Source organism: Mucilaginibacter sp. PPCGB 2223, from assembly GCF_001705515.1.
Classification (GTDB): Bacteria; Bacteroidota; Bacteroidia; order Sphingobacteriales; family Sphingobacteriaceae; genus Mucilaginibacter.
In genome coordinates, this window is record NZ_MDJS01000005.1 from 28727 (window position 1) to 54390 (window position 25664).

Genomic DNA, 25664 nt, shown 5'->3' on the forward strand with positions numbered 1-25664 from the left:
CTAAAAGACCAATAAGATCAATAAACTGTAACGCTCTGATCATTCTCGGTACCTTTCGTTACCGCAATAGTAGGTGCATCCGTTTTGTCGGAGTTGTTAATTACCCCATCGCCGTTAATATCCCGGAATTTTACACCACCAACCGTACCCGCAGGGTTTTGCGTTGCGCTATTATTGATATCTGTTTGCGATTGAAATAAACCTACCGGGATATAGCCGCTGTAATAGTTTTTAGCCGGGCCCTTGGTTACTACTACATAATACTGGCTCAGGTAATCAACCGTAATATCAACACTGTTATTATCAATAGTGGTTTGCGTATACAACGGGAAACTATTATTCACGTCAGTCATGTTTCGATACAGGCAAATTGTTGCGCTGCCGGTTGCCGCCGGGTTGCCGTTTATCACGGTAATATGGACGATGGTAGGTTGTTCGGCCTTTTCAAAGCAGGCTGTGCCAATGTCGATGATAATAAAGCCGGCCAGGATCAAAAGAAAAAGTTTCTTCATGGTAGATAAGCAGGTTTTAACAAATATACATTTTCGCCGGCAAACATCTGCTAATAACCTAATTACCTGTGCGATAAAAAAAGGCCGGGATCTCTCCCAGCCTTGTATCGGTGTAATCAAATAAATAATCGGTGTAATCCTGATTAAAATTCCGCTGTCTTCGGTGCTCTCGGGAAAGGTATCACATCGCGGATATTGCCCATACCGGTAACAAACAGCACCAGGCGCTCAAAGCCCAAACCAAAACCAGCATGCTCGCAGCTGCCGAAGCGGCGGGTATCCAAATACCACCAAAGCTCTTCTGTAGGCACACCCATTTCGTTCATGCGTTGCACAAGTTTGTCATAACGTTCTTCACGCTGCGATCCGCCTATGATCTCGCCAATACCCGGGAACAGGATATCCATGGCACGCACCGTCTTACCGTCATCGTTTAAACGCATGTAAAACGATTTGATGTCTTTAGGATAATCGGTCAGGATAACCGGTTTCTTAAAGTGCTTCTCCACCAGGTAACGTTCGTGCTCGCTTTGCAGGTCGGCGCCCCAGCCTTCGATCAGGTACTGGAACTTTTTCTTTTTGTTGTGGTTCGACTCTTTCAGGATGTCGATCGCCTCGGTATAGGTCAACCGTACAAAATCGTTATCCAAACAAAACTGCAGTTTTTCGAGCAGGCTCATTTCGGAGCGCTCGGCCTGGGGCTTTTGCTTTTCCTCATCCAGCAAACGCTGGGTTAAAAACTCGATATCTTCGCGGTTATGCTCCAGGGCGTAGCCTATCAGGTATTTCAGCATTTCCTCCGCCAGGTCCATGTTATCGTTCAGGTCGTAAAAAGCCATTTCGGGCTCTATCATCCAAAACTCGGCTAAGTGGCGGGTGGTGTTCGAGTTTTCGGCACGGAACGTCGGGCCGAAAGTATAGATATCGCTCAAAGCCATCGCGCCAAGCTCACCTTCCAGCTGGCCCGATACGGTAAGATTGGTCGATCGACCGAAAAAGTCCTGTTTAAAATCCACTTCCCCGGTTTCGGTCAGCGGCGGTTTCTGCGGGTCAAAGGTCGTCACACGGAACATTTCGCCCGCGCCCTCGGCATCCGATGCGGTAATGATGGGCGTATGCAGGTAAACAAAGCCTTTTTCGTTAAAAAACTTGTGTACGGCAAAAGCTAAAGTATTGCGCAAACGGAATATCGCGCCAAAAGTACTGGTACGGAAACGCAGGTGCGCTTTTTCGCGCAAAAACTCCAAAGTTTGCCTTTTAGGCTGCAGCGGAAATTCTTCCGGGTCGCAGTCGCCTAAAATCTCTATAGTTTTAGCGGTAACTTCAACTTTTTGGCCCGATCCTACCGAAGGAACCATTTCGCCGGTAACGCTGATTGCCGAGCCAAAAGTGATGCGCTTTAACAACGCCGGGTCGGTATTTTCAAAATCGACAACGATTTGGATGTTATTATTGGTTGAGCCATCATTTAAAGCAATAAAACGGTTTTGACGGAACGCGCGTACCCATCCTTTAACTGTTACTTCCTTGCCGGTCAATTCGCCGGTCAATAGTGCTTTGATCTTGATTCTCTGGCTCATTATTACTATTTGTTGAGCCGCAAAAATACGATTATTTAGCTAACGGCAACTTGAAATTTCCATTCAAAAAGTTGATATTTTGCGGAAATCCGGTATTTGGAGCGCCGTAAGTTTTGGTTAAAACTATGCTGAACGTCCCGCTAACAGTATTTGCCGACGAATCATAATTAGAAATGCTAAGGGTATTTGCCGCGGTGTTATCCAGGGTGTAATTACTTAGGTTAACTAAGGCTACCATGGGCGAGGTAGTGTTGTGGTAATACACCTGGTTACCTGTTAAAGTATATTGCCCGGTTCCATTATATTTAATAGTAATACCCAGTACCTCGGTATCATCCATATGTCCTGTTATTTTCAGGCTATCCTGCACTATTGCAGCATTATATGCTATGGCCGACCATGATACACCATTTTTTTGAGCAAAGATAAATGCAGCGGGCTGAGGTAATACGCAACAAACAGGGTGCTCTTTATTATCTACTTTGGTACAGTTAATGGAGAATATCAGGCATGCAACGATCAATACCGATAATAACTTTTTCATTTTTTAAGGTTTTATACCATTACGTAAGTTACGATATAAATGCTACAAATTTCGATACTGGCGTCATTTTTCTTTTATTGGCGGCTTATGCTTCGGCTTTCGCTAAAGCTTTATAAGTTTGCTCCGCCAATTTGACCTCGTATGACGAATCCTAAACTAAGCCTTGCCATCGGCATTGCCTGTATTTCCTTTTCGCCCATTTTTGTAAAACTGGTTCCGTTAACCGCCCTGGGCGCGGCTTATTACCGCATGTTCTTTGCTTTTATTATGCTCGCGCCTTATTGCCTTTTCTATAAAAATCTGCGTATCCCGGTAAAGTCGTTGGTTATTGCGATCACAGGTGGTTTGGTATTTGCATTGGATATCGCCGTGTGGAATATCTCCATCCTCAGGTCAACTGCTACCGTCTCTACCCTGATAGCCAACCTGGCGCCGGTTTGGGTGGGTATACTGAGTTTACTGATCCTTAAAAAACAACCCGGCATCAGCTTCTGGCTGGGTACGCTTATCGCGATAACCGGCATGTGTATTTTGGTTGGCCTGCACAATGTAATACACCTTAAGCTAACCGAAGGCGTATTATACGCTCTCGGTTCGAGCATACTTTATGCGATATATATTTTACTCACCAAAGATGTGCTGTCCAGTATTGACGGCATCGTATTCATGTTTTACAGCATGCTGGCCTCAACGGTAGCTTTGGGGGTATTCTGCATATTTAATGGCGATCAGCTCTGGCACTACAGCGCACACACCTGGCTGCTGTTAGCGATATTAGGCATTGTTTGCCAGCTCATCGGCTGGATCACCATCAACTACGCTATCCATCACCTCAACCCAACCCAGGTGTCGGTTACCCTGCTGTCGCAAACCGTGGTTACGGCTTTATTAGCCTGGCTTATGCTGGGCGAGCATATAGACTTTATTGAACTCATGGGCGGGTTTATTGTACTGATAGGAATAGGGGTTACGTTTATGAAAAGGAAGGCGGCGGCGGCCTGAAAAATATTTGGTATATTTGATAAACGAGCATTTCTTGAAAAAGCTTTTGTCATCTCGACCTAAGGTGAGATCTTCTGCGACATACCTGGCACATTAGTCGCTTGCCGAAGATCTCCTGTCGCTTCACTCGCTCGAAATGACAATTTCTCTTTTTTTCAAGAGATTATTCCGATTAGCATACCTTTGTAACCCATGATTCTCAAACACACCATCGATCGCATATTCGAAGCCACAGATATTGTGGAGGTGATAGGAGAATTTGTGACCTTAAAAAAACGGGGGGCCAACTATATCGGCCTTTCTCCGTTCGCCAACGAGAAAACGCCTTCTTTTACGGTCTCTCCGGCTAAAGGCATTTTTAAGGATTTCTCATCAGGCATAGGCGGTTCGGCTGTGACCTTTTTGATGGAGCACGAAAAATTCAGCTACCCCGAAGCTCTGAAATGGCTCGCCAAAAAATACGGCATCGAGGTTGAAGAAACTGTAGATGCGCCCGAAGACCGCGAGGCCGAGAACCATCGCGAAAGCCTGCTGATCGTTACCGGCTACGCGTCTAAATTTTTTGAGAAAAGTTTATGGGATACCGACGACGGGAAGGCCATCGGGCTGAGCTATTATAAAGAGCGCGGCTTTACCGATGCTACTATCCGTAAGTTTGAGCTGGGCTATTCGCCCGATCAATGGGAAGCATTCAGCAGCCAGGCGATAAAGGATGGCTACAAACAGGAATACCTGGAAGAAACGGGCCTGTCGGTAAAACGCGAAAACGGCACGCTTTATGATCGCTGGCGCGGGCGGGTAATGTTCCCGATACATAGCTTTACGGGCCGGGTTATCGCCTTTGGCGGGCGTACCTTAAAAAATGATAAGACAGTACCCAAATACGTTAACTCGCCCGAGAGCGAGATCTATCACAAATCTAACGTGCTATACGGCCTGCACTTTGCCAAAAAAGCCATCCGCGACCAGGATAACTGCTACCTCGTAGAGGGCTACGCCGACGTGATCTCGGTACACCAGTCGGGCATCGAAAACGTGGTGGCTTCATCCGGTACATCGCTTACCGTGGAGCAGATCAGGCTGATCGGCCGTCTCACTAAAAACATCACCATACTTTACGATGGCGACGCAGCAGGTATTAAAGCTTCCTTACGGGGATTGGATCTGATCCTCGAAGAGGGCCTCAACGTAAAAGTGGTGCTCTTCCCCGACGGGCACGACCCGGATTCGTACGTGCGTTTGCTGGGCAGCACCGGTTTTAAAAACTACATCGAACAAAATAAAAAGGATTTTATCCTTTACAAAACCGATATCCTGTTAAAGGAAGCCGGTAACGACCCGATCCGAAAATCAGAAGTGATCCGCGAGGTAGTGGAGAGCATCGCCAAAATTCCCGACTCGATCAAAGCTTCGGTATTTTTAAAGGAGTGCAGCCATATCCTCGATATCGAGGAGCGTTCGCTGATATCCGAGCTCAATAAAATGCGCGCTGCCAAAGGCAAAAAGGAGTATCAGCAGCAGCAAAACCGGGCCAGCCGCGAAACGCCGCCTGAAGACTACTACGAAGCCGCTCCGCCTGCCGAAGCCGCAATTTTAGAAAAAGCAGAGCCTTACGAAAGCCAGGAAAAAGAGATCGTACGCCTCCTGGTAACTTATGGCGGCCAGCTCATCAACTGGGACGACATCGCCAATACCTATATCGGCCCGTTTATGATCGCCAGCCTGAGCGACGTAGCTTTCGAGCACCCGGTTTATAAGGAGTTTGTAGATATCTATCATCAGGAAGTTGAAAAAGGCAGCCTGCCCGATGAGGCATTTTTTATTAACCACAGCGATAAAAAAGTGGCCGATGTAGTGATCACGATGTTACTTTCGCAGTACACACTGAGCCCCAACTGGTACGATATGCACAAGATCACCACCAGCGACGAGACTAAGAACATGAAGGCCACCATCCTCACCGCCATCTTCCATCTCAAAAAACAAAAAGTAAGCGCCATCCTGCGCGATCTGCAAAAACAGCTGCAGGCCACCAAAATACCCGAGGAAGAGGAAATTTTACTGAGCCAGTTTCAGCACATGAAAAAGGTGCAGAAAACCATTACCGATTATTTAGGCATCGTAATTACCGAATAATGGCCAACCACCTCGATCTTGGCCGCCTGGGCGAGCAGTTAGCCAAAACATACCTTGAGGGCTTGGGCTATGAGATCATAGATGAAAACTGGACGCACGGCAAAGCAGAGGTGGATTTAATAGCTTATCACGATAAAACCATCATTTTTGTGGAGGTTAAAACACGTACAGGTACGGGCTTTGGCCAGCCCGAAGATTTTGTGGACGCGCGTAAACAAAAATTACTGGCTGATGCCGCAAATGAATATATTTACCTGATGGAACACAACGGCGATGCCAGGTTTGATATCGTTTCCGTTTTGTTCGATCAGCAAAACAAACACACACTAAAACACATACCCGATGCGTTTTGGCCTGCGCCGGACATTTAAGAATACCAACATGAAATTTAACACCCGTTTATTTATAACAGCCTTATTTTTTTTAGCTATTGCCGGATACTATGGTTGTAAGAGCCCCGGCAGCGAAACCATCAATATTACACCCGACGCAGGCACCGCTTACAAACTGGGCGATGTGGTACCGGTTAAAGCCTCATCGTCGGCAGGTACTATGCCCGATTCGGTTGTTTATCTGATCGATTCGATCAGGAACACCTCCCGTAAAGATACCCTGGCGGCCAGGATCAAAACCGACTCGCTGCCCTGTGGTTCGAGGCTGGTTACCGCCCGTTTTTATAAAGGCGGCAAAGTACAGGAAGCTTCCACCAATATTATCATAAAAGCCGCCGCCCCACCGGTTGAGTACACTTACAGAGTGAATAAAGTTTACCCGCACGACCCGGCATCATACACCGAAGGTTTGGAGTATCACGATGGTGATTATTTCTTCGAAAGCACCGGTCTCGAGAAAGAGTCGTACCTGCTCAAAGTCGACCTGAAAACCGGCAAAAGGTTACAGGCGGCCAAACTCGACGATCAGTATTTTGGCGAAGGCATCGCAACAGTTGGCGATAAGATACTGATGCTCACCTACCGCGAAGGCAAGGCTTTCGTGTACGATAAAAACACTTTTAAAGTATTATCCACCATACCTTATACCTGGGGCCGCGAAGGCTGGGGCATGTGTTTCGACGGGAAGCATATCCTGAATGACGATAGCAGTAACCGCATCTTCTTTTTAAATAAAGATACCTTTATGCCCGAAAGCGCTATCGATGTATATGACGATAAGGGCCCGGTAAACGCAGTAAACGAACTGGAATACATTGATGGTAAGATATACGCCAACGTTTATACTACCGATAACATTTTGGTGATCAACCCAAAAAACGGCGCAGTACTGCAGCGCATCGATATGTCGAACCTGTGGCCGATGGCGCAAAGGCCCGCAAACTTTGATAACGACCAGAACGTTTTGAACGGCATAGCTTACGATAAAAAGGGCGGGCGTATTTTTGTAACCGGAAAAAAATGGCCGCACCTGTACCAGGTAAGCTTTATAAAAAAATAGCTTAACTCCCGATTAATTTTATGTACTTGTAAATAAGGCCGCAATAGTTTTATTTTGCAATAAAAACACCTCCCGTTTCTCAAAAACAGGAACGATGTGTATGAAAATCCCCAGGTCGGGGAATTTTACCAGGAGGAAAATTATAAAAAACTTGCTTATTCTGTTAATTGACACACCGGAACAACTTTTGCTTATACAATGTCGTATATCAGCCTGTTTAGGCAGAAGAAATTTTCCAACTGTTATCTCAAAATGAAAAAAACATTACTGATTGCGGCCTTACTCGGAGTGGTAGCGATCTCATCCTGTAAAAAAGATACTGCACAGCAGCCGGATACAACCACTACTGCCGGCATTAACTCGGTAGAGGCACCTACCGGTTTTAACTGGGCAAGCACCAGGAGTTTAAACGTATCGGCAACTATTACTGATACCCGTTTCGGAGCCACAGCGATACACCGCATCGCTATTTACGACGGCGACCCGTTTAACGGTGGCCGTTTGCTGGCTGCAGGTTCGGCTACAACCGCCAATCCTTTTACTACAAAGATCACCATACCAACTGCGTTGGGTACGTTATACGTAGTTAAAACCTCCGCAGATAACTCACAGATCATTCAGAAAGTTACCCCGGGCCCTGCTGATATCGCGCTTACCTTCGGTTCTATCGACCCAAGCATAACCGCCGAAAAAGCGGCTGCAGGCAAACTGCAGGTAATGGGCGGTACGCCTGCCAGCCCCGACTGTAACAGCGGCTGCTCCACAACCATCACCACCAGCACCAGCAACGTTAACGTTAACAGCGGCAATGTTATTTGCATTACCGGCAATAACATCACCGTAAGTTTTGCAAGCGTTAACGGCGGTACGGTAAGGGTATGCGGCAGCAATGTAACCTTACAGAACTATAACTTCCAGAATGGTTCGAACGTGTATGTTACCACCAACGGCTCAGTAAACCTGAGCGGTGTAAACTTTAACTCATCAAGCTCAACGCTGTCAAACTGGGGCACGGTTAATTATAGCGGCTCGTTCCCGGATAACGGCATTATTAACAACTACGGCACCATGAATGTATCCGGTGATTTCAACATCAACAGCAACGCCGGCGCATTAACCAACAACGGCACCATGAATATCGCCGGCAGTTTTAATAACGGCTCATCGGCATCAGCTACCAACAATGGCAGCATGATCGTCAGCGGTAACTTCCAGCAAAATGGCGGCGCGGGTGTATTTGTAAACAACTGTTCGTTAAACATCGGAGGCGACTATAACCAAAGCTCGGCTGTAAAAAATTATAGCTACATCAAGGTTACCTCTAAAACAACCATCAATAGCAGCACTACTTTAAACCTGTACAACGGTGCCATGTTTTCAACTCAGCACTTTTTGTTAGACGGATCTACCATTGCAGGTAACGGCAGCACTTCGTTATTACTCATAACAACCGGCGATGCCAAGGTGCAAAACTCGGGCGCGATTATTACCGGCCCGATATCGGTTTGTGTTAAAGGGAATTTTTCAACCGCCTACATGAGCAACGGAGCCGCCCTTGATTGCGACTTATATATTCCCGTTTCGGGCTGTAACCCCGATGGTAACGGCACAGCTACCGTAAAAGATACCGATGGCGACGGCGTACCCGATAACCTCGACGCTTTCCCTAACGATGCTACTAAAGCGTACATCAGCTCGGGCGGTACCGGCACCGTAGCTTTTGAAGATCAATGGCCCAATAAAGGCGATTTTGATTTGAACGACCTGGTAATGTCATATTCGTACACCGTAATAACCAACGCAGCAAACGTGGTGGTACAGGTTACCGGCAAATACAGTTTACTGGCTACCGGCGGTAATTACGGCAACGGTTTCGGCGTTGAGTTCCCAACGGCGCGAGCCAATGTTAGCGGCTTAACCCGCGGCACTTTGGAGGCCGGCCAAACCAAAGCGGTTGTTACCTTATTCTCCAACATGCGTACAGTAATGGCTAACTGGAACACCCAGCCGGGCGTAGCGCAATCGCCGGTTGTGAAAGACAGTATCACCTTTAACGTAGCCAACGGCCCGACTTTAGCAAGCTTCGGCCAGGATGGTTACAACCCTTTCATCTGGAACATGGGCGGCGATAACAAACGTCACGAAGTTCACCTGTGGGGTAAAACACCAACTACGCTCGCCGATCAAAGCTTATTCGGTACGGGCGCCGATAATACCAACGTAGCCGCAGGCCGCTACTATGTAACTACTACAGGTTTGCCTTATGCCATCAGCATACCGGCTACCTTCAGCTACCCTATCGAAGGTACTGATATCACCTCGGTATACCTGCATTTTGCCGACTGGGCACAATCGGGCGGTACATCGTATACCGACTGGTACAGCAATACGGCTACCGGTTACCGGAACACCAGCCTGATCTACACACATTGATTTTTGATATAGTTAAATAAGATATAAATAAGAAAGCCGCCCGTGAGTATCCGGGCGGCTTCCTTGTTATAGAACAACTCCTTAGTCGATCTTAATGAACTTTCCGTTCTCATCAAATACCAGGTCCTTGCCTTTTACCTCGGCTTCGTAAGTTAATTTGCCTCCAGCATCGGTTACTTTACCGGCCTCTGTAATCGGTGCCTTATAATGTTCTTTTATGTAAGGCGCTATACTTTTCGGGAGCTCGCTTACCGGTATGGCATTCACAATTTCGACAAATGAGCCGGCCGGCGTAAATACGGCCGAGTGGTCCTCGCCCGATTTACCTCCCCAGTTAGCTTCATAGTTACCTTTTTCCTTTTCCCAGGTTACCTTGGTTGCCGCAGGATATTTCATTGCAAATTCGGTTTTTACCGCCGATGGTACATCTTTGGATTTTACACCCTGAGCGGCAGCGATCGAGGCGGTACAGCCCAGCGCAAGCGCAATTAAAAGTACAGTTTTCATGCTTTTGATTTTTAATGGTTTCCTCCAATAATAAAGACCATTTCTGAAATAAACCTGTATCCTTTCTGGAAAAAATCTGTACGAATATATTGCCGGTAAAACAATTCTGCGATTTTAAGTATTTATACCTCGTTGATCCCTTAAAAAATGAAGCTGAGTTTCTTCCCCAAATACCTGTTGGTTTTGTTAATGCCGGTGATGTTCATCCCGTTAACATCCAAAGGCTACGCCGTATTGGCGCATGAGGCATTGATCGACGCCAGCTGGGATAAATACCTGAAACCCCTGCTCAAAAAACAATACCCCAACAGTACGGATGAGGAATTGAAACAGGCCCACTCATATGCTTACGGAGGCGCGCTGATAGCCGATATGGGTTATTATCCGTTCGGCAGTACTTACTATACCGACCTGGCCCATTATGTACGCAGCGGCGATTTTGTGATAGCACTGATCAACGAGTCGGAAACGCTTAACGAATACGCTTTTGCGCTCGGCGCGCTGTCGCACTACATGGCCGATGAATACGGGCATTCGCTGGCTACCAATGTAGCCGTGCCTATTGTTTATCCTAAGCTAAAGCAAAAATTTGGCGATGTGGTAACCTATGAAGACGACCGCATTTCGCACAGCCGGATGGAATTTGCTTTTGATGTGCTGCAAACCGCCCGCGGTAATTACGCCCCGATCACTTACCACGATTTTATCGGGTTTAATGTTGCGCGGCCGGTGCTTGAGCGCGCTTTTCTGCGTACCTATGGCGAAGACCTGAACGATGTGTTCGGCGATCTGTCATTAAGTATATCAACCTTCAGGTGGGCAGTTAAAAACCTTTTCCCCGGCCTGGCGCGCACGGCCTGGGCGCTTAAAAAGGATGATATCAAAAAGATAAACCCCTCGGCCACCGCCCGGAAATTCAGGTACAGGATGCGCCGGAGGGAATACTTTGCCGAATTTGGATATGCACACGAAAAACCGGGGTTAAAAGCCAGCATATTTTCATTCATCATTAAAATCCTGCCCAAGGTGGGCCCGTTAAAAGCCCTTAAGTTTAAGGCGCCCGGAAGCGAAGGCGAAAAATTATTCAGCACCAGTTTTGACAGCATACTGGTACATTACCAAACCGCGCTTACCAAACTTAACAAAAACCGCCTCATCCTGCCGGATATTGATTTTGATACGGGCAAGCCCACCAGGTTAGGCGAATATGGCTTAACCGACGACACGTACAGCGACCTGGTATTAAAACTTAAAGACAAGAAGTTCGACAAATTATCGAACCCTTTAAAGCAAAACATCCTTGCCTTTTACAATACGCCCGATACTTCGGCTTATGCCAAACGCAAACCTGATGAATGGAAAAAAACCTACGCGGCCCTGAAGGAGCTTAAGGCCGCGCCGACCATCAAAACAGATACTTTGAAAAGCTTCCCTCCTGATGCGTCGGAAAAAGCAAAAGGGCAGTAGTTAATTACTGCCCTTTAACCGGTTAATCAATAAGCGTTATGCTGTTTAAGCATAGCGATATCTTTGGGTTGGATGTCGGTGATTGCGTAGGTTGGATTACCCGCTATATTTAATTCGTCGAGCACGTTAACCAGGTTGTCGTACACCGAATGATCGCTTGCTTTAATAACTACCAGCATGGATTTATGTGTACTGGTCTCGATGTATTTCTCTGCATCAACTATCGCGTGCCCTATGCCCTTGTTACCGTCGCTGGTAATTACAGGGTTAGTGATCGGTTTATCAGGCAGGCCGATAAACGATAGCACCTGGTTATTTTTACCAAGCTCTATGGTTAGTGTGCGGCTCGCCGGAAATTCACCCTCTATCGGCCCGTCATCGGGCATTACTGCTTTGAACATTTTAGGCTTCTGCAGCGTGGTTGTCAGCATAAAGAAGGTGATCAGCAGAAAAGCCAGGTCGACCATTGCGGTGAGATCAACACGGGCATTTAATTTTTTACGCGGGGTTTTACCGGCAGGTTTTGCGGGCGATGAGTTAAGCTCGGCCATGATGTTAAGTGTTAAGGTAAACAGATCGGTTTATTAAAACAGCCGGGTTGAGATGGCAGCCGTTTACAATAAAACGCTTGCCATCAGGGCATTGTTGCGCCAGTAGTAAAATATTTATTCCGTAAAATTTAGCTGTGATTCAACTCAATGATCGCACTCGTAAATGCTGCCGTCGGCGCTGTGAAAGATCAGGGTCATGGCCTTCCGTTGCTGTATGTCCTTTATAGTAAGTAAAGCAGGGTCGGGCAGCTTATCGAACACCACCACATAAAAATGCGATTGCCCGAGGAACTTGCGGATAGCCTTCGGGTCGTTCTTATGCGGGATGTATTCGGATGCTAACCCTGTAAAAAAGTAGAAGGCTTCACAAGCATTGTTGTAAACCGTATACCCGGGTTTGAACAATTCGAGGTGGGTTTTCATGAGGTTGATCAGCTCCGACTTGTTCCAGTCGTCATCCGTATACCCGGGTATGCCGTAATCGCATTCGTCGTCGTTCCGCTGCCAGTCGCGCTGATATTCGCCATAAGCAAACAATAGCCCGATGCCCACCGCCAGCACGGTTAGTGCAACCCGGTAGCCGGCCCTTGTCCTACGGATAAACTGTGGTACCCACCAGGTACATCCCCACAAAAATGGAATGAACAGGTGCGATAACAAACGGTTATTGAGGCGCTCGTACCGGCTGATGGTTGCCGATAAGATCATAAATAAAGCGTATACGATAAAAAATGCCAGGGCGATATTCTCATAACTGTTGTACATGGCCCGGTTACGGAAGGCATTGTACAAAAACACGGTAACAAAGGCCACAATAAGCAGCAGCGTAATGGTAAAGGCCAGCCCGTAAGCTTTTTGGCCGAAGGTAAACCAGTCGCACATCACGGTGCCGAAATAGTGCATATTTTCGGACAGGGACGTGAGCGATTTATACCTTGGCCCGGTACCGGTATGCGTAACCAGGTTATTGCGCACTAAGTTGGCTATCAGCAGCGATACCGAAATACTGCCGAAGATGAGGATGTGGCGTATCTTGTCTTTCAGCTTAAGCTCACTATCGCACAGCAAAAGCAAACCGCCGGTGCCTACCAGCGTAATGCCGGCATACCGCGTGATCAGGGCAAGTGCCGTGACGGTAGCCAACACGATCAACGATTTAACACTGTGCGTTTTTGTATAATGATGATAGGCCAGGAAAAACACCAATACCCATACCATAAACAAAGTTTCTGACCAGAGGTAGGTGTAGATTTCCAGCAGCGAAGGGCTTAGCACTATCGCCAGCAAAATAACCCATTTGTATACTTTAGACGGGAACCTGAACCGCTCCATGATCACGCCCGAAAGGAAAATAAGCGTGCCGAACAGCAAACCATCAAGTACCGGGCCCAAACGTACCGGATCGGTACGTGTAATAAACTCGGCTATAGCCAAAAATGTGGGATAAAATACCGGGAACGCCACAATAGGTTTACCGCCGAAGTACACATAGCCCAAACCCTCGTTAAGATTGCGCGCGGTGCTCATATACATAATACTATCGGGCGAGATGCCTACACCGCTGTATTTGGTAAAGATGTGTATCAGCACAAAACCGGCGATGCCTGCAATCAGCGCATCCAGATGGTCAGTAATAAATTTACGTATAGCTGAAGCTGCGGTCATAACTGAGTATTAAACTATAAAATCATTATCGTGTTTTACTTCCTTTTCGGGTGCGTTTTATCAACACCCATATAATAAGGCCTAAAATGATTAATGCCGAGTACATTTTTAGCCTGAAAACCAATACGCCCGCTTCATAACCAAGCTTAACCGCCGAACCAATAATAAAACAACTGTTTAAACAAATAGACACAATGAGCAGCAGCAGGTAGTGGATCTTCTTCATAAAAGCGGCTGAAATTAAAAAAAATGACCGACATTAATATCCGCAACCAATCAATTAGCGTTTATATCCGTATAATACGGCCATAGCGGTAATTATTGTGTTACCATCGTTATTTATGGAGCGCAATTTGTTAATAATGTGGGGCCTTTATAGTATTTTTATGGTTAACCTTTTACCCTGCTTTTTTATATGCGCGCCGCAACAGTAGCTTTACTGACGCTTTTTTTTTGCTGTAATGCAGCCTTTGCGCAGAGCTATGTTATCGAGGGTAATGTTACCGATTCGCACGGCAAGCCTATAGCCTTTGTACCGGTTTATATTAAAGGCACCAGCAATGGCACTATTGCCAACGAGCATGGCTTTTATCAGCTCAAGGTTAATCCGGGCAATTATATTGTTGCCTTTAGGTTTATAGGGTACGAGCAGCAAACGCTTGATGTTAAGGTTATTGATGCCAATGTTGAACTTAATGCCACACTCGAACCCGAAAATTATACCCTGCAAAGTTATATACCCCAGGATGCCGAGCTCGACAGCGCCACTGTCATTATGCGCCAGGTTATCGGCAGGCGCAAATACTATCACGACCAGGTTAAAGAATACTCGTGCCAGGTATACCTCAAGGCCGATCAGCGTTTATTGAATGCCCCGCACACCTTTTTAAAAGCCGATGTTGCCAAGATACTGAACCTCGACCCCGACCGCCGCGGTATCATCAGCTTATTCGAATCGATATCCGGGTTTAACAAGCGGCAGCCCGGCAAGGTAAAAGAGGTAATGGTGGGCATGAAACATGCCGGCGGCGAAAACCCGTTTGGCTTTAACCGCGCGCTCGATTTGCAGGTTAACCTGTACGATAACCTTTTATCATGGGGCGGGCTGAGCATACGCAGCTATGTTTCGCCCATTGCCGATAACGCCCTGCGCTTTTACAAATACACTCTGCTGCAAAGCTTTACCGATGATGATAAGAAAATAGACGTGATACAGGTCGACCCGAAACACGAAGACTCGCACCTGTTTCATGGCATCATTTACGTGATAGAGGGTTACTGGCGGCTTTACGGCGCCGATCTGCATTTGTACAAACGGGCGCATATCGATTTTGTGGATACGCTGAACATCCAGCAGCAGTTTATGCCGGTAGCCGATAGCATCTGGATGCCCCTGTCGCTCAACTTTAACTTTACGGGGAAGATACTGGGTTTTAAATACGGCGGTTATTTCATCGGCGTAGCCAATAACTATAATGTTACCCCTAACTTCCCCAAAAAGTATTTTGACGGAGAGGTGTTTGATGTAGGAAAAGAAACCACCCGGCGCGATTCGGCGTTCTGGGCCACGAGCCGGGCAGTACCTTTATTGCCCGACGAGCAGCGTTATTACCACCTGTTTGATGTAGCCAAAGCAAACCCCAAAGAGCAACTGGCCAAGGATTCGACCAGGGCCAGCAACAACAAATTCAGGCTTATACCTTACCTGCTGAACAATTACCATTACGACGACCCTTACAATAAAATCAAAATATCGATTCCCTCGCCATTTAAAGTGGTTTTTTACAACACCGTCGAAGGTGTCAGCGTCGATATCAAACCCCAGTTTTTTAAAGAGTTCGACCGGCATAAAACCCTCACCATCGAGCCCGAGGCGCGCTACGGTAACTCGGATAAGATCTTCACTTTTAACACCAACATCAACTACCGGTACAACCCCTTAAAGCAGGCAGCGGTATACGGTACTTTCGGGTCGGATTTCCTGGATCTGAACAATTCGGGTACGCTGAGTTTGTTCCTCAACTCTTTAAGCACCCTCTTCACCGGCAATAACTATCTTAAACTGTACAAAGCCGAGTTTGGCATGCTGGGTACACAGGGCGAGGTTTGCAACGGCATATTGCTTAACGGGCAGGTAGAATACGCTTACCGCGAAACGGTGATCAACACCTCGTTGTACGCCATCGGCAAGGATAGTACACAGCTTACTACCAATAACCCGCTGCACCCCAGCCCGCTCGACCCGGGCAGCAACGTGCCACTGTTCCCTAATCACCAGGCATTATCGGTGAGGGGTTCGGCCACCTTTACCTTTAACCAGGAATACACCATGAACCCGGAGGGTAAGTTTATCGAACCGACCCGTTATCCTCGCTTGCGTATAAACTACCGCAAAGGCATACAGATATTAGGCTCGGATGTAAACTATGATTTCCTGTCGGTAGATTTTTTCCAGGACCAGGTACGGATGGGTATTATGGGTTATTCATCGTACTTTATATCGGCCGGTAAGTTTTTAAACAACAAATACCTGTACTATCCGGATTATAAACAGTTCCGCGGCGGGCAAAGCTTCTTTTTCGATTCGAGCCTGGGCAGTTTTCACTTTTTGGATTACTATACCTACAGCACCAATAAGCAGTATTTCGAGGCGCATTTTGAGCACAATTTTGCCGGCTATTTTTTGGGCAGGATACCTTTTATCCGCGCCCTCAACCTCGAAGAGATCATCGGCGGCTCGTTTTTAACGCAGGAACTTTTGCCCGGATACAAAGAGTATTATGTTGGTTTAAAACGCAGCGTTATCCGGCTCGATTACGGTTTTTCGTACGGCCGCAACCTGCCGGTGCTGCAGGGGTTCAGGTTCACGTATAATTTTTAACTCGAAGGGCATCAGGTAAGCGCGATTCCCTCCTGTGGGAGGGTGTAGGGAGGGGTCTTATGCGATAGACTTGTCGGAAAAACCCCTCCCTGCCATTTCACAAGCAACCGCACCCCCTTCCGAGGGAGGGAATTAAAACCATTCGCACCCGCTTTAACCATGGAGTCTTGACGCCCTTAGCTATTTTCCAAAAACACCCTTTTTATAATCTGCTACAAAATCCTTGTAATCTTTTTTCACCTGTTTAGTATATTTTTTTGCGTAGGCGATCAGTTGGTCGTGCCAGTGGGTATCTTCACCAAAAGCAATCAGGTCATCGGCTATGGCCGAACCCTGCCTGCCGCTGCTGCGCAGATGCGCGGATGCTGTCAGGGCAGCCATATCATCTACCACCTGATAAATATCACGGTAACGCTCTTTGATCAGGTCAAAATCTATACGGTCTTCGGTGGGCTGCATTTCCTGTATTACGTACGAATCGCCCCTGAAACTGGTAACACTTATCAGCGCAGGCAGTATATCCTGCATACGCTGTTCAATAGCCAAAATCCTTTCGGCCTCAGTTTCCCATCCGGGTTGCGGCGCATCAACATACGGACTCACCGACGATGGCCTGGCCTGCTTCATATCAATGAGCAGGTACTTCTTTTTCTCTTTGGCACTGCGCAGCAAAAACATATACCTTTTTACCCCAACACTCCCCGTACCGGCCAGCCGGAACACCACGTCGATAGCTTTAAAGTTATAAGGGCCATCGCTGCTGTTGGCTATCCACTCGGTAATATGGTGCAATAATTCGGCCCGCAGCTTTTTATCGACAGCAAAGTGGCGTTTATGGTTCAGTGATAATACCAGTTTATTTTTCCTTATCTCGGTGCGCTTCTCCAGCAGTTCTTTCAGTTTGCGGTTTTCGGCCTTCTCTAAAAAGGTACAAACAATGCCTTTGGCGGTACGCGGTTCGAGCGAGATGGCTTTACCTTTTTTTAACCTGTCCGAATACGACCGCAGAAAGAGCTGTACCATGCGCAAGGCTTCTGCTTTATCAATCTTTAACGATTCGAACGCAACAAAAATACTGGTCAGCATCCGCACAATTTCCCAGGCGGCGGGCGCAAGCAGGCTTTCGTCAAAATCGTTCAGGTCAAAATACACCAGGCGGTTGTCGCCTTTGTAACTGCCGTAGTTCTCGATATGCAAGTCGCCGCTGATCCAGGTAAGTGGTGAAGGCGGCAACGCCTTATGTGCCTGGCTCAGATCCTCATAAAATATGTGGCAGGTGCCACGGTAGAAGCGAAACGCGTTTTCGGTCATCGCCTCATATTTCAAACGCACCATGCCGGGTAACAGCGGCGCGTTAAAACTGATCAATCGTTGTGAAATTTTACGCATTTAAAATTGATGTTATCAAACAATAACAAAACGCCTCAATTGTTTGTCAATTTAGGCAATTTAAATACGGTAAAATAGCAGGAGAGTTTTTCCCGGAAGAGGAAGCTTACTTTATTTCTTTTCAGACGAGCCTTTGTCGTCGTCCTTTTTGCCTTCGCTGGCTTCTTTAAAGTTGCGGATACCCTCGCCTAAGCCTTTGGCAAATTCAGGTATCTTACGGCCGCCAAATAACAACAGGGCTACTACAGCGATAATGATGAGATCTTGCCCGCTTAAAAATAAAAGTGTTGCCTGTGTCATGATATTGTGCTTTTAAAAGATACCTGCCTGTAAATAATTCTGCTAAGTTACAAATTATAATTAAATCAAAAGTTTATTTTGACGAGAGCCTAACCTGCCTTGATAAAAAAAGACCACGGCTTGATGAAGCCGTGGTCTTTTATCAAATTATATATGATCGATCCGGCCTTTAATAGTTTGAAGGCGGCGGGTTATTATTATCCTGCGGATATTGCTGATCGTCGTCCGTACCCGGATTGGTGTTCAGCTCACCATCTTTACCGGCTATCTGGTAAGCAACGGTACCATCATCATTGGTTACCGGCTGGTAATACACCCCGTTTAACTGGTAATATTGTACGCCATCTATCATGATGCTTTCGGCACCGGCCGGCAACTGGCTAACTAAAGCGCCAATCGGTGGGGTAACCACCTGGTAGCCGCCGTTATATGGCTGATAGAAATAGCCCTGGTCATAATAATATTGCACACCGCCATACCAGAAAGGATAATAGCCATAAGGCAAGGTATTAATATAGAAGCCTATACGTGGCGCATAAAAGTGGGTGTAATAACCGCCGTAGAAGTGAAAGTATCCGCCCCTGTATATCGGGCGGTAGCCATAATACCTGCCGCCAAAACCGCCTCTGTCGTAAACCCTGTAACCACCGCGGTAACCGCCGTAGCCGCCATGGAAACCAGGATAAATATTTACCCTGTTGCGGTAAGCCCCCTGAAGTGCAGGATTGCGATACCCTTGCGGTACATTATTAAAATGTCCCTGAGGTGCCGGGCTATGATAGCCTTGCGGCGCGTTATAGTGACCGCCGGGAGGGAAGTTACCCCTTGGCGAATTATTAAAATGGCCACCCTGAGGAGCCGAATTACCGCGTGGCGACTGGCCGAAAGAACGACCGCCGCCAAAACCGCCGCCGCGGCTGAACGAGCCGCCGCTATGGCTGTACGAGCCGCCGCCACCATGGAAACCGCCGCCGCCACCCCTGTGCTGGGCAAATGAAGCAGAGAATACAAACATTGACATTATCCCTGCAAGGGCTGAGAACAAATATTTTGATGAATTTTTCATGATCTGTTTTATTTTATGAGTATGACTACGCCGGTTTACAATGGTTTATGCGTTTAAAGCCTGTAATGGCTATTTTACAAATGGTTTACAAATCATCGTCCAGGTTTCGGCACGCCATAAATAGTTAACGTATTTAATTTACAATTAATTATACCTCGCGTAAATTAATTGCCGGTTTCCATTGGTTATTGCAATATACATGCCATAGTCAATAGCCGTTTTAAGGTAAGATGTTGATTAAAGGTGAAAGGTTGCATGGGGGAATGAATTAATATGCAGATATGCGGAGATGTGTAGTGATTTTTGTTGAAAGGTTGAAGGTTGAAAGGTTTTTATTTTGGGCTTTCAGGCTTTTAGCTTCAAACAGGGCATTACCTGCGGCCCGTGCTTTCCGCTCATACTACACAGGCATTAGCCACCGGCCGGTATCCGCTGCAACCACTAACGCGGGTGCCGTGATATCTTATCAAAAATATTCATAAACAAAAAATGCCCGTTGTTAACGGGCATTCTGTTTCATTAAGCTTTGATTTTTCTAAACTTAGAAAATATACTTCGTGCTCAAAAAGTTCGAATCGTGGTTGTTCACGATCTCGTTGATGAGGTGCTTATTGGTATCGTTGAGCTTGGTTGCTACCAGCGAGCGGATAGAGAAGCTGCGCAGGGCGTCAACTACCGATAGGGTACCTTCGGCGCTGTCTTTACGGCCGGTGAAAGGGAACACATCCGGGCCGCGCTGGCACTGGCTGTTGATATTTACACGGCTTACCAGGTTCACAAACGGATCGATCAGGGCGGCGATCTCGGTAGGGTCTTCGCTGAAGATACTTACCTGCTGGCCGTGTACCGAGTCGATCTGGTATTGTATCGGCTCATCGATGCTCTCAAAAGGCACCACCGGGATAACCGGGCCAAACTGCTCTTCGCGGTACAGCTTCATGCCCGAGTTTACCGGGTATACTATAGCCGGGTAAACAATTGAAGCAGCTGTTGCGGCACCGTTTTCGTTGATCACTTTGGCGCCGTGCACAGCAGCATCGGCAATCACCTCTTTAATATAATCAGGTTTGCCAGGCTCGGCCAGCGGAGTAATGGCTACACCTTTTTCCCACGGCATGCCTACCTTCAATTTAGCTATTTCGGCAGCGAGCAAGGTATTGAACTGATCGACCACATCTTTATGTACAAAGAAGATTTTCAACGCAGTACAACGTTGCCCGTTGAATGAAAGCGAGCCTAAAACAGCTTCGCCTACGGCCATTTTCAGGTCGGCGCTTTTGGTTACTATGGCTACGTTTTTGGCATCCAAACTTAAAATGGCACGCAGGCGGTTAACTTTAGGGTGCATCTTTTTCAGTTCGTTGGCTACCTTGCTCGATCCGATCAGCGTCAGCACATTTACTTTACCGGTTTGCATCAAACCCGGAACAGTATTGGCCCCACGGCCATAAACGGTATTCACTACACCTTTAGGGAAACACTGGCGGAAGGCCTCTAACAGCGGGTAATGCAATAAAGTACCATGTTTTGGTGGTTTAAAGAGGATGGTGTTACCCATGATGAGGGCAGGGATGAGCGTTGTAAAAGTCTCATTCAACGGGTAGTTGAATGGCCCCATGCACAATACCACGCCCAGCGGCGAGCGGCGCGATTGCGCCACGATGCCCTGCTCTATCTCGAAACGCGATGACTCGCGGTCGATATCTTTTAACGCGTCGATAGTAAGGTTGATATACTCAACGGTACGGTCGAACTCTTTGGTCGAATCGGCAATGGATTTACCGATCTCCCACATAATTAATTTGATCACCTTATCGCGCTGCTCGAGCATCTTAAAGGTAAAGTTCTCTACGCATTTAATCCGGTCGGCAACGCTCATGGTTGGCCATTCGCCGCGGCCGTTATTGTAGGCCGCAACAGCCGCGTCAAGAGCCGCCATGGCTTCGGTTTCGGTACCCAGCGGATAGCTGCCTATCAGTTTACGGGTCAATCCATCGGCGCCCGGGAAGCATATCGGCGAGTAAACGTCGCAGGTAGGGCCATCCCATTTTTTCATTTCGCCATTGCTCAGGTACTCGCGCTGGTGCAGTTCGCCATCCAGGCGGTACTCGGCAGGAACCTGGCTTTCGGCAACAAATAAGGATTTTAGTTGATCTTCAAAACTCATATAGTTTGTTTATGTGAACAAAAAGCGGGTTTTTTAGGCCCGCTTCATAAAAAAGGTCTTAGCACAATTCTTCTTTGCTAATCGGGGTAAACTTCGGTACCAATGCTTTCATGATGCCCCATGCAACAATGTATGCCAGGGCGCAGGTGCAAAACATGAACAAGTACGCAGTTTGTGGTGTAGCTATATAATGCTGGGTTAATCTGCCCGCCAGTTGTTGAATAAGCACACCGCCCAAACCACCGGCAGCGCCGCCAATACCCGTAACGGAGCCTACGGCTATTTTAGGGAACATATCGGATACAGTAGTGAACAGATTAGCTGACCATGCCTGGTGCGCCGCAGCGCCAATACAAATAACCGCAATGGCCAGCATGGCAGCATTATCGCCAAAAATGGCTTTATCGCCAAAATACTGGGTTGATAATAATGCCAAAGGAAACAACGCTAAAATTAACATAGTGGTCATACGGGCCTTGTAGGTTGCCCAGCCGCGGTTCATAAATAGCATTGGGATACGACCGCCGTAGATACTACCGAAAATAGCAATACCGTATACAATGAATGTCGGCCAGCGCACATCGTGGGTGTTCATGCCGAATTGTTTTTTCAAATAGTCAGGCAACCAGAATAACAGGAACCACCAAACGCCATCTGTCATAAATTTACCTACGAAAAATGCCCATGTTTGGCGATAAGTTAACAGCCTCCACCATGATACTTTAGCTGTTGCTTCGTCTTTAGCGACATCTTCGGATGGGGCAGCATGTACCGCCTGATTGTCTGCATCACTGTGGATATAATCAAACTCCTGTTTGGTTAAATATTTATGTTTTGCCGGAGAGTTGTACAGGATAAACCAGAATATCAACCAAACAAAACCGATAGCACCGGTTAAGATAAATGCCATTTTCCAACCTAATGCAGGACCGAAAAAAAGCATACACCAAGGAACGAACAATGAAGCTACCATCGCGCCGATATTTGATCCGCTATTAAAAATACCTGTTGCCAAGGCACGCTCTTTGCGCGGGAACCATTCGGCGACGGTTTTGATGGATGCCGGGAAGTTACCTCCTTCACCAATGCCAAACAGGCTTCGTACAGCAATGTTCAGGGCAACTGTACGGCCCACAAAGGCATTAACGATACCAAAGGTAGACCAGGTTACCAACGACAGTGCCAAACCAAGTTTGGTGCCTATCTTATCGATCACCCAACCGCTAACAATGGTTACACCGGCGTAAAAAAAGGTAAACCAGGATATCAGGTTACCATAGTCGATATTGGTCCAGCCAAACCCACCTTGTGCCACCGGGGTACAAAAGTACTCCTTTAAATAACTCACAACCTGGCGGTCCATGTAGTTAATGGTAGTCGAAAAGAGAAGCAGGGTGGCTATAGTCCACCGGTACCTTCCCATTCTGTTTTCGCTCATAATGGTTTATTGTTTTAAATTGGTTTATGTGATACTTATCTGCAAGATTTTACAATCTCGATAGCTTCTTTAGTAGCTGCAGTAAGCTCTGCATATTTCTGGCCTTCCATTACTTCTTTGCTTACCAGTTTACTTCCCATCCCAACCGCGCAAACACCGGCTTTAAACCAGCCCGAAATGCTTTCTTTGGTCATGTCGACACCGCCGGTAGGCATAAACAGCAGGTTAGGGAACAACTCTTTTATCCCCGAAAGGAAAGATGGGCCCAGTATATTACCAGGGAACAATTTGATCACCTTAGCACCTAATTTTTCGGCACGGATGATCTCGCTTGGCGTCATACAGCCGGGGAACCACAGCACGCCTGCTTTATCGGCCACCGGCACAACATCTTCAACCAAACCCGGGCTGATGATGTAATCGGCGCCTGCATCGATGAATTTTTGAGCGGTTTCGCCATCCTTAATGGTACCTATACCTAAATACATGCCTTTCAGTTCGGTATCGCAAACTTTACGTAATACTTTAAAGTTTTCGTAAGCTGCTTCGCCACGGTTAGTGTATTCAATGGTTTTAACTCCGGCTTCGTAAAGTGCGTGCAAAAGCTTAACGCTTACTTCGGGGCTTTTATTAAAAAATAAAGGCAGGATACCTTGCTCCGGTATCAGCTTAAGGATCGTTTCTTTTTTGTCCATCATGGTATTGGTTTATCTCACAATTGAGGGCTAAAGTATAAAGAAATAAAAAAGTAAAGGCCATCCGGGCCAAAATAATTACGCAAACGTTCCCGGTGATTTTTTCGTAAAAAGCTATTAATTAGTGATGTTTAAATGTAATTTTGGCACCACTAAGTACCTTAGTATATATAAAACCTATTTTCAAACTAAAAACATAAGTATAACGATGTCGAAAAAAGTCGTAACCCTGGGAGAGATCATGCTGAGATTATCGACCCCTGATTTTAAAAGATTTGTACAGGCCGATACCTTTGATATTACCTACGGTGGCGGCGAAGCCAACGTTTCGGCGGCCCTTTGCAACTATGGTCTCAATGGTACCTTCGTGTCAAAAGTTCCTAATAACCCGATCGGCCAGTCGGCTATCAACCACTTACGCCGTTACGGTGTTGATACCCAGTTTGTAGCACGTGGTGGCGACAGGTTAGGTATTTACTTTTTAGAAACAGGCGCTTCGATGCGTGCTTCGCAGGTTGTTTACGACCGTGCCGGTGCTTCTATCGCCGATGTTGATGCCAGCGAATTTAACTGGGACGCTATTTTTGAAGGCGCCGACTGGTTCCACACTACCGGTATCACCCCTGCTTTGAGCGATAAAGCTGCCGCTTTAACCTTAGCTGCTTTAAAAGCTGCAAAAGCTAAAGGCATCACTACTTCGATCGACTTAAACTACCGTAAAAAATTGTGGAGCAAAGAAAAAGCCCGCCAGGTAATGACCGAACTTTGCCAGTATGTTGACGTTTGTATCGGTAACGAAGAAGACGCTGACACTACTTTAGGCTTTAAAGCCGAAGGTACCGACGTAACCAAAGGCGAACTGAACCTTGACGGTTACAAAAGCGTTTTCAAACAAATGAAAGAAAAATTCGGCTTTAAATATATCGCTTCTACTTTACGCGAAAGCCACTCGGCATCTGATAACGGCTGGAGCGCTTTGGTATACAACGGCACCGATTTTTACCACACTAAACAGTACGAAGTACGTATTGTTGACCGTGTAGGTAGCGGCGACTCTTTCGCCAGCGGTTTCATCTTCGGTTTGGTTACCGGCATGAGCCAGGGCGATGCTGCCGAGTTTGGCGTAGCTGCTTCGGCATTGAAACACACCATCCCGGGCGATTTGAACCACGCTACTTTATCAGAAGTTAAAGACCTGGTAAAAGGCGACGGTTCGGGACGCGTGCAACGCTAAGATTAGCCTATAGTCCATGGACCATAGTAAAAAGGTTTATGGTTATTGATAAAATAAAAACAAAAGAAAGACCATGGTCTATGGACTATTGACCATGGTCTTCTTCAAAAAACAAAAACAATGATCATAGATAAATTAGCAAACGGCGGTCAATACATCGCTTTGCACCCGGGCTTTAAAGCCGCTTTCGACCATTTGGCTTCTGTCGACCTTAATGCCCTTGAAGTGGGTAAATACGATGTTGACGGTGTTAAATATGCCGTAATGGCCAAAGACGGCGTGAGCAAGGAAGCTGCCGGCGAAAAATTTGAGTGTCACGATAAAAATATCGATATCCAGGTACTGATCAGCGGTACTGAAAGCATGGGCTGGACACCACGTAACGATTGCAAATCGCCAAAGGCTGAATACAACGCTGAGAAAGACGTTACTTTTTATGCGGATGCGGCCCAGATGTATTTTACATTAGAGGCCGGCCAGTTCGTTATCTTTTACCCGAATGATGTTCACGCGCCGATGATCGGTGAGGGTTTCATTAAGAAATTGGTGGTGAAGGTACCGATTGGATAGCCCTGAGCCGGGAGCCTTTAGCCCTGAGCCGAAAAGTTTAAGAGCCTGCATGTCGGAAGATGTGCGGGCTTTTTT

22 protein-coding genes are annotated in these 25664 nt (G+C 46.8%); 9 read left to right on the forward strand and 13 right to left on the reverse strand.

Features of this window, described 5'->3' with window-relative positions:
* Positions 1-17 precede the first annotated feature (17 nt).
* From BEL04_RS21425 to BEL04_RS21435, 3 genes are all read right to left on the reverse strand, one after another.
* Positions 18-512 carry a hypothetical protein gene (locus tag BEL04_RS21425; protein ID WP_066007403.1) on the reverse strand — a complete coding sequence of 165 codons (495 nt, stop codon included), beginning with the start codon at positions 510-512 and terminating at the stop codon, positions 18-20.
* Positions 513-655: 143 nt separating this feature from the next.
* Positions 656-2092, reverse strand: a complete 1437-nt coding sequence (gene asnS / locus BEL04_RS21430; protein WP_066007405.1) for an asparagine--tRNA ligase — start codon at positions 2090-2092, stop codon at positions 656-658.
* 31 nt (positions 2093-2123) lie between these two features.
* Positions 2124-2636, reverse strand: coding sequence for a DUF6252 family protein (locus BEL04_RS21435; protein ID WP_066007407.1), 513 nt, complete (start codon positions 2634-2636; stop codon positions 2124-2126).
* Positions 2637-2777: 141 nt separating this feature from the next.
* On the opposite strand from BEL04_RS21435, the gene BEL04_RS21440 reads away from it, so the two are divergent.
* The 5 genes from BEL04_RS21440 to BEL04_RS21460 all read left to right on the forward strand — a co-directional run bounded on the left by BEL04_RS21440 (position 2778) and on the right by BEL04_RS21460 (position 9659).
* The gene (locus BEL04_RS21440) at positions 2778-3638 is read left to right on the forward strand and encodes a DMT family transporter (protein WP_066007411.1); all 861 of its coding nucleotides are present in this window, start codon (positions 2778-2780) and stop codon (positions 3636-3638) included.
* Between the two features lie 192 nt (positions 3639-3830).
* Entirely contained in the window at positions 3831-5774 is a 1944-nt protein-coding gene (gene dnaG, locus BEL04_RS21445) for a DNA primase (protein ID WP_066007415.1), read from the forward strand.
* Positions 5774-6145: a YraN family protein gene (locus BEL04_RS21450; RefSeq protein WP_066007417.1), complete on the forward strand. Its 372-nt coding sequence runs from the start codon at positions 5774-5776 to the stop codon at positions 6143-6145. Before dnaG ends, BEL04_RS21450 begins: the two co-directional genes overlap by 1 nt.
* Before the next feature lie 10 nt (positions 6146-6155).
* The gene (locus tag BEL04_RS21455) at positions 6156-7226 is read left to right on the forward strand and encodes a glutaminyl-peptide cyclotransferase (protein WP_066007419.1); all 1071 of its coding nucleotides are present in this window, start codon (positions 6156-6158) and stop codon (positions 7224-7226) included.
* Between the two features lie 252 nt (positions 7227-7478).
* On the forward strand, positions 7479-9659 hold the full coding sequence (locus tag BEL04_RS21460) for an LruC domain-containing protein (RefSeq protein WP_175404129.1): 2181 nt from the start codon (positions 7479-7481) through the stop codon (positions 9657-9659).
* A gap of 81 nt (positions 9660-9740) precedes the next feature.
* On the opposite strand, the gene BEL04_RS21465 is transcribed toward BEL04_RS21460, so the two are convergent.
* Positions 9741-10166 (reverse strand): PepSY-like domain-containing protein, encoded by a 426-nt coding sequence (locus BEL04_RS21465; protein WP_066007426.1) that lies wholly within the window; start codon positions 10164-10166, stop codon positions 9741-9743.
* Between the two features lie 147 nt (positions 10167-10313).
* On the opposite strand from BEL04_RS21465, the gene BEL04_RS21470 reads away from it, so the two are divergent.
* A complete protein-coding gene (locus tag BEL04_RS21470) occupies positions 10314-11633 on the forward strand; it encodes a zinc dependent phospholipase C family protein (RefSeq protein WP_066007428.1) in 1320 nt (439 codons plus the stop codon).
* A 26-nt stretch (positions 11634-11659) separates the two neighbouring features.
* On the opposite strand, the gene BEL04_RS21475 is transcribed toward BEL04_RS21470, so the two are convergent.
* From BEL04_RS21475 to BEL04_RS21485, 3 genes are all read right to left on the reverse strand, one after another.
* On the reverse strand, positions 11660-12184 hold the full coding sequence (locus tag BEL04_RS21475; RefSeq protein WP_066007429.1) for a biopolymer transporter ExbD: 525 nt from the start codon (positions 12182-12184) through the stop codon (positions 11660-11662).
* A gap of 144 nt (positions 12185-12328) precedes the next feature.
* On the reverse strand, positions 12329-13849 hold the full coding sequence (locus tag BEL04_RS21480) for a hypothetical protein (protein ID WP_066007430.1): 1521 nt from the start codon (positions 13847-13849) through the stop codon (positions 12329-12331).
* Between the two features lie 25 nt (positions 13850-13874).
* Positions 13875-14075, reverse strand: a complete 201-nt coding sequence (locus tag BEL04_RS21485; protein ID WP_066007431.1) for a hypothetical protein — start codon at positions 14073-14075, stop codon at positions 13875-13877.
* A gap of 189 nt (positions 14076-14264) precedes the next feature.
* Here BEL04_RS21485 and BEL04_RS21490 point away from each other — a divergent pair, with 189 nt between their 5' ends.
* Positions 14265-16730, forward strand: coding sequence for a DUF5686 and carboxypeptidase regulatory-like domain-containing protein (locus BEL04_RS21490; protein WP_066007433.1), 2466 nt, complete (start codon positions 14265-14267; stop codon positions 16728-16730).
* Between the two features lie 180 nt (positions 16731-16910).
* Here BEL04_RS21490 and BEL04_RS21495 read toward each other — a convergent pair whose 3' ends face one another.
* From BEL04_RS21495 to BEL04_RS21520, 6 genes are all read right to left on the reverse strand, one after another.
* Positions 16911-18119 (reverse strand): DUF2252 domain-containing protein, encoded by a 1209-nt coding sequence (locus BEL04_RS21495; protein WP_066007434.1) that lies wholly within the window; start codon positions 18117-18119, stop codon positions 16911-16913.
* A gap of 111 nt (positions 18120-18230) precedes the next feature.
* Complete coding sequence (locus BEL04_RS21500) at positions 18231-18419, reverse strand: twin-arginine translocase TatA/TatE family subunit (protein ID WP_066007435.1); 189 nt, start codon at positions 18417-18419, stop codon at positions 18231-18233.
* A gap of 169 nt (positions 18420-18588) precedes the next feature.
* Positions 18589-19440, reverse strand: a complete 852-nt coding sequence (locus BEL04_RS21505; protein WP_175404130.1) for a DUF6515 family protein — start codon at positions 19438-19440, stop codon at positions 18589-18591.
* A gap of 586 nt (positions 19441-20026) precedes the next feature.
* Complete coding sequence (locus tag BEL04_RS21510) at positions 20027-21652, reverse strand: NADP-dependent glyceraldehyde-3-phosphate dehydrogenase (protein WP_066007440.1); 1626 nt, start codon at positions 21650-21652, stop codon at positions 20027-20029.
* 58 nt (positions 21653-21710) lie between these two features.
* Complete coding sequence (locus BEL04_RS21515) at positions 21711-23090, reverse strand: MFS transporter (RefSeq protein WP_066007442.1); 1380 nt, start codon at positions 23088-23090, stop codon at positions 21711-21713.
* A gap of 35 nt (positions 23091-23125) precedes the next feature.
* On the reverse strand, positions 23126-23788 hold the full coding sequence (locus BEL04_RS21520) for a bifunctional 4-hydroxy-2-oxoglutarate aldolase/2-dehydro-3-deoxy-phosphogluconate aldolase (protein WP_254659613.1): 663 nt from the start codon (positions 23786-23788) through the stop codon (positions 23126-23128).
* 205 nt (positions 23789-23993) lie between these two features.
* Here BEL04_RS21520 and BEL04_RS21525 point away from each other — a divergent pair, with 205 nt between their 5' ends.
* Complete coding sequence (locus BEL04_RS21525; RefSeq protein WP_066008035.1) at positions 23994-25019, forward strand: sugar kinase; 1026 nt, start codon at positions 23994-23996, stop codon at positions 25017-25019.
* A gap of 120 nt (positions 25020-25139) precedes the next feature.
* Positions 25140-25589: a YhcH/YjgK/YiaL family protein gene (locus BEL04_RS21530; RefSeq protein ID WP_066007444.1), complete on the forward strand. Its 450-nt coding sequence runs from the start codon at positions 25140-25142 to the stop codon at positions 25587-25589.
* Positions 25590-25664: the final 75 nt, after the last annotated feature.

Excerpts from the sequence above, each read along its gene's own strand:
- BEL04_RS21425 (WP_066007403.1), bottom strand. The coding sequence starts at position 512 with ATGAAGAAACTTTTTCTTTTGATCCTGGCCGGCTTTATTATCATCGAC.
- asnS (WP_066007405.1), bottom strand. The coding sequence starts at position 2,092 with ATGAGCCAGAGAATCAAGATCAAAGCACTATTGACCGGCGAATTGACC.
- BEL04_RS21435 (WP_066007407.1), bottom strand. The coding sequence starts at position 2,636 with ATGAAAAAGTTATTATCGGTATTGATCGTTGCATGCCTGATATTCTCC.
- BEL04_RS21440 (WP_066007411.1), top strand. The coding sequence starts at position 2,778 with ATGACGAATCCTAAACTAAGCCTTGCCATCGGCATTGCCTGTATTTCC.
- dnaG (WP_066007415.1), top strand. The coding sequence starts at position 3,831 with ATGATTCTCAAACACACCATCGATCGCATATTCGAAGCCACAGATATT.
- BEL04_RS21450 (WP_066007417.1), top strand. The coding sequence starts at position 5,774 with ATGGCCAACCACCTCGATCTTGGCCGCCTGGGCGAGCAGTTAGCCAAA.
- BEL04_RS21455 (WP_066007419.1), top strand. The coding sequence starts at position 6,156 with ATGAAATTTAACACCCGTTTATTTATAACAGCCTTATTTTTTTTAGCT.
- BEL04_RS21460 (WP_175404129.1), top strand. The coding sequence starts at position 7,479 with ATGAAAAAAACATTACTGATTGCGGCCTTACTCGGAGTGGTAGCGATC.
- BEL04_RS21465 (WP_066007426.1), bottom strand. The coding sequence starts at position 10,166 with ATGAAAACTGTACTTTTAATTGCGCTTGCGCTGGGCTGTACCGCCTCG.
- BEL04_RS21470 (WP_066007428.1), top strand. The coding sequence starts at position 10,314 with ATGAAGCTGAGTTTCTTCCCCAAATACCTGTTGGTTTTGTTAATGCCG.
- BEL04_RS21475 (WP_066007429.1), bottom strand. The coding sequence starts at position 12,184 with ATGGCCGAGCTTAACTCATCGCCCGCAAAACCTGCCGGTAAAACCCCG.
- BEL04_RS21480 (WP_066007430.1), bottom strand. The coding sequence starts at position 13,849 with ATGACCGCAGCTTCAGCTATACGTAAATTTATTACTGACCATCTGGAT.
- BEL04_RS21485 (WP_066007431.1), bottom strand. The coding sequence starts at position 14,075 with ATGAAGAAGATCCACTACCTGCTGCTGCTCATTGTGTCTATTTGTTTA.
- BEL04_RS21490 (WP_066007433.1), top strand. The coding sequence starts at position 14,265 with ATGCGCGCCGCAACAGTAGCTTTACTGACGCTTTTTTTTTGCTGTAAT.
- BEL04_RS21495 (WP_066007434.1), bottom strand. The coding sequence starts at position 18,119 with ATGCGTAAAATTTCACAACGATTGATCAGTTTTAACGCGCCGCTGTTA.
- BEL04_RS21500 (WP_066007435.1), bottom strand. The coding sequence starts at position 18,419 with ATGACACAGGCAACACTTTTATTTTTAAGCGGGCAAGATCTCATCATT.
- BEL04_RS21505 (WP_175404130.1), bottom strand. The coding sequence starts at position 19,440 with ATGTCAATGTTTGTATTCTCTGCTTCATTTGCCCAGCACAGGGGTGGC.
- BEL04_RS21510 (WP_066007440.1), bottom strand. The coding sequence starts at position 21,652 with ATGAGTTTTGAAGATCAACTAAAATCCTTATTTGTTGCCGAAAGCCAG.
- BEL04_RS21515 (WP_066007442.1), bottom strand. The coding sequence starts at position 23,090 with ATGAGCGAAAACAGAATGGGAAGGTACCGGTGGACTATAGCCACCCTG.
- BEL04_RS21520 (WP_254659613.1), bottom strand. The coding sequence starts at position 23,788 with ATGATGGACAAAAAAGAAACGATCCTTAAGCTGATACCGGAGCAAGGT.
- BEL04_RS21525 (WP_066008035.1), top strand. The coding sequence starts at position 23,994 with ATGTCGAAAAAAGTCGTAACCCTGGGAGAGATCATGCTGAGATTATCG.
- BEL04_RS21530 (WP_066007444.1), top strand. The coding sequence starts at position 25,140 with ATGATCATAGATAAATTAGCAAACGGCGGTCAATACATCGCTTTGCAC.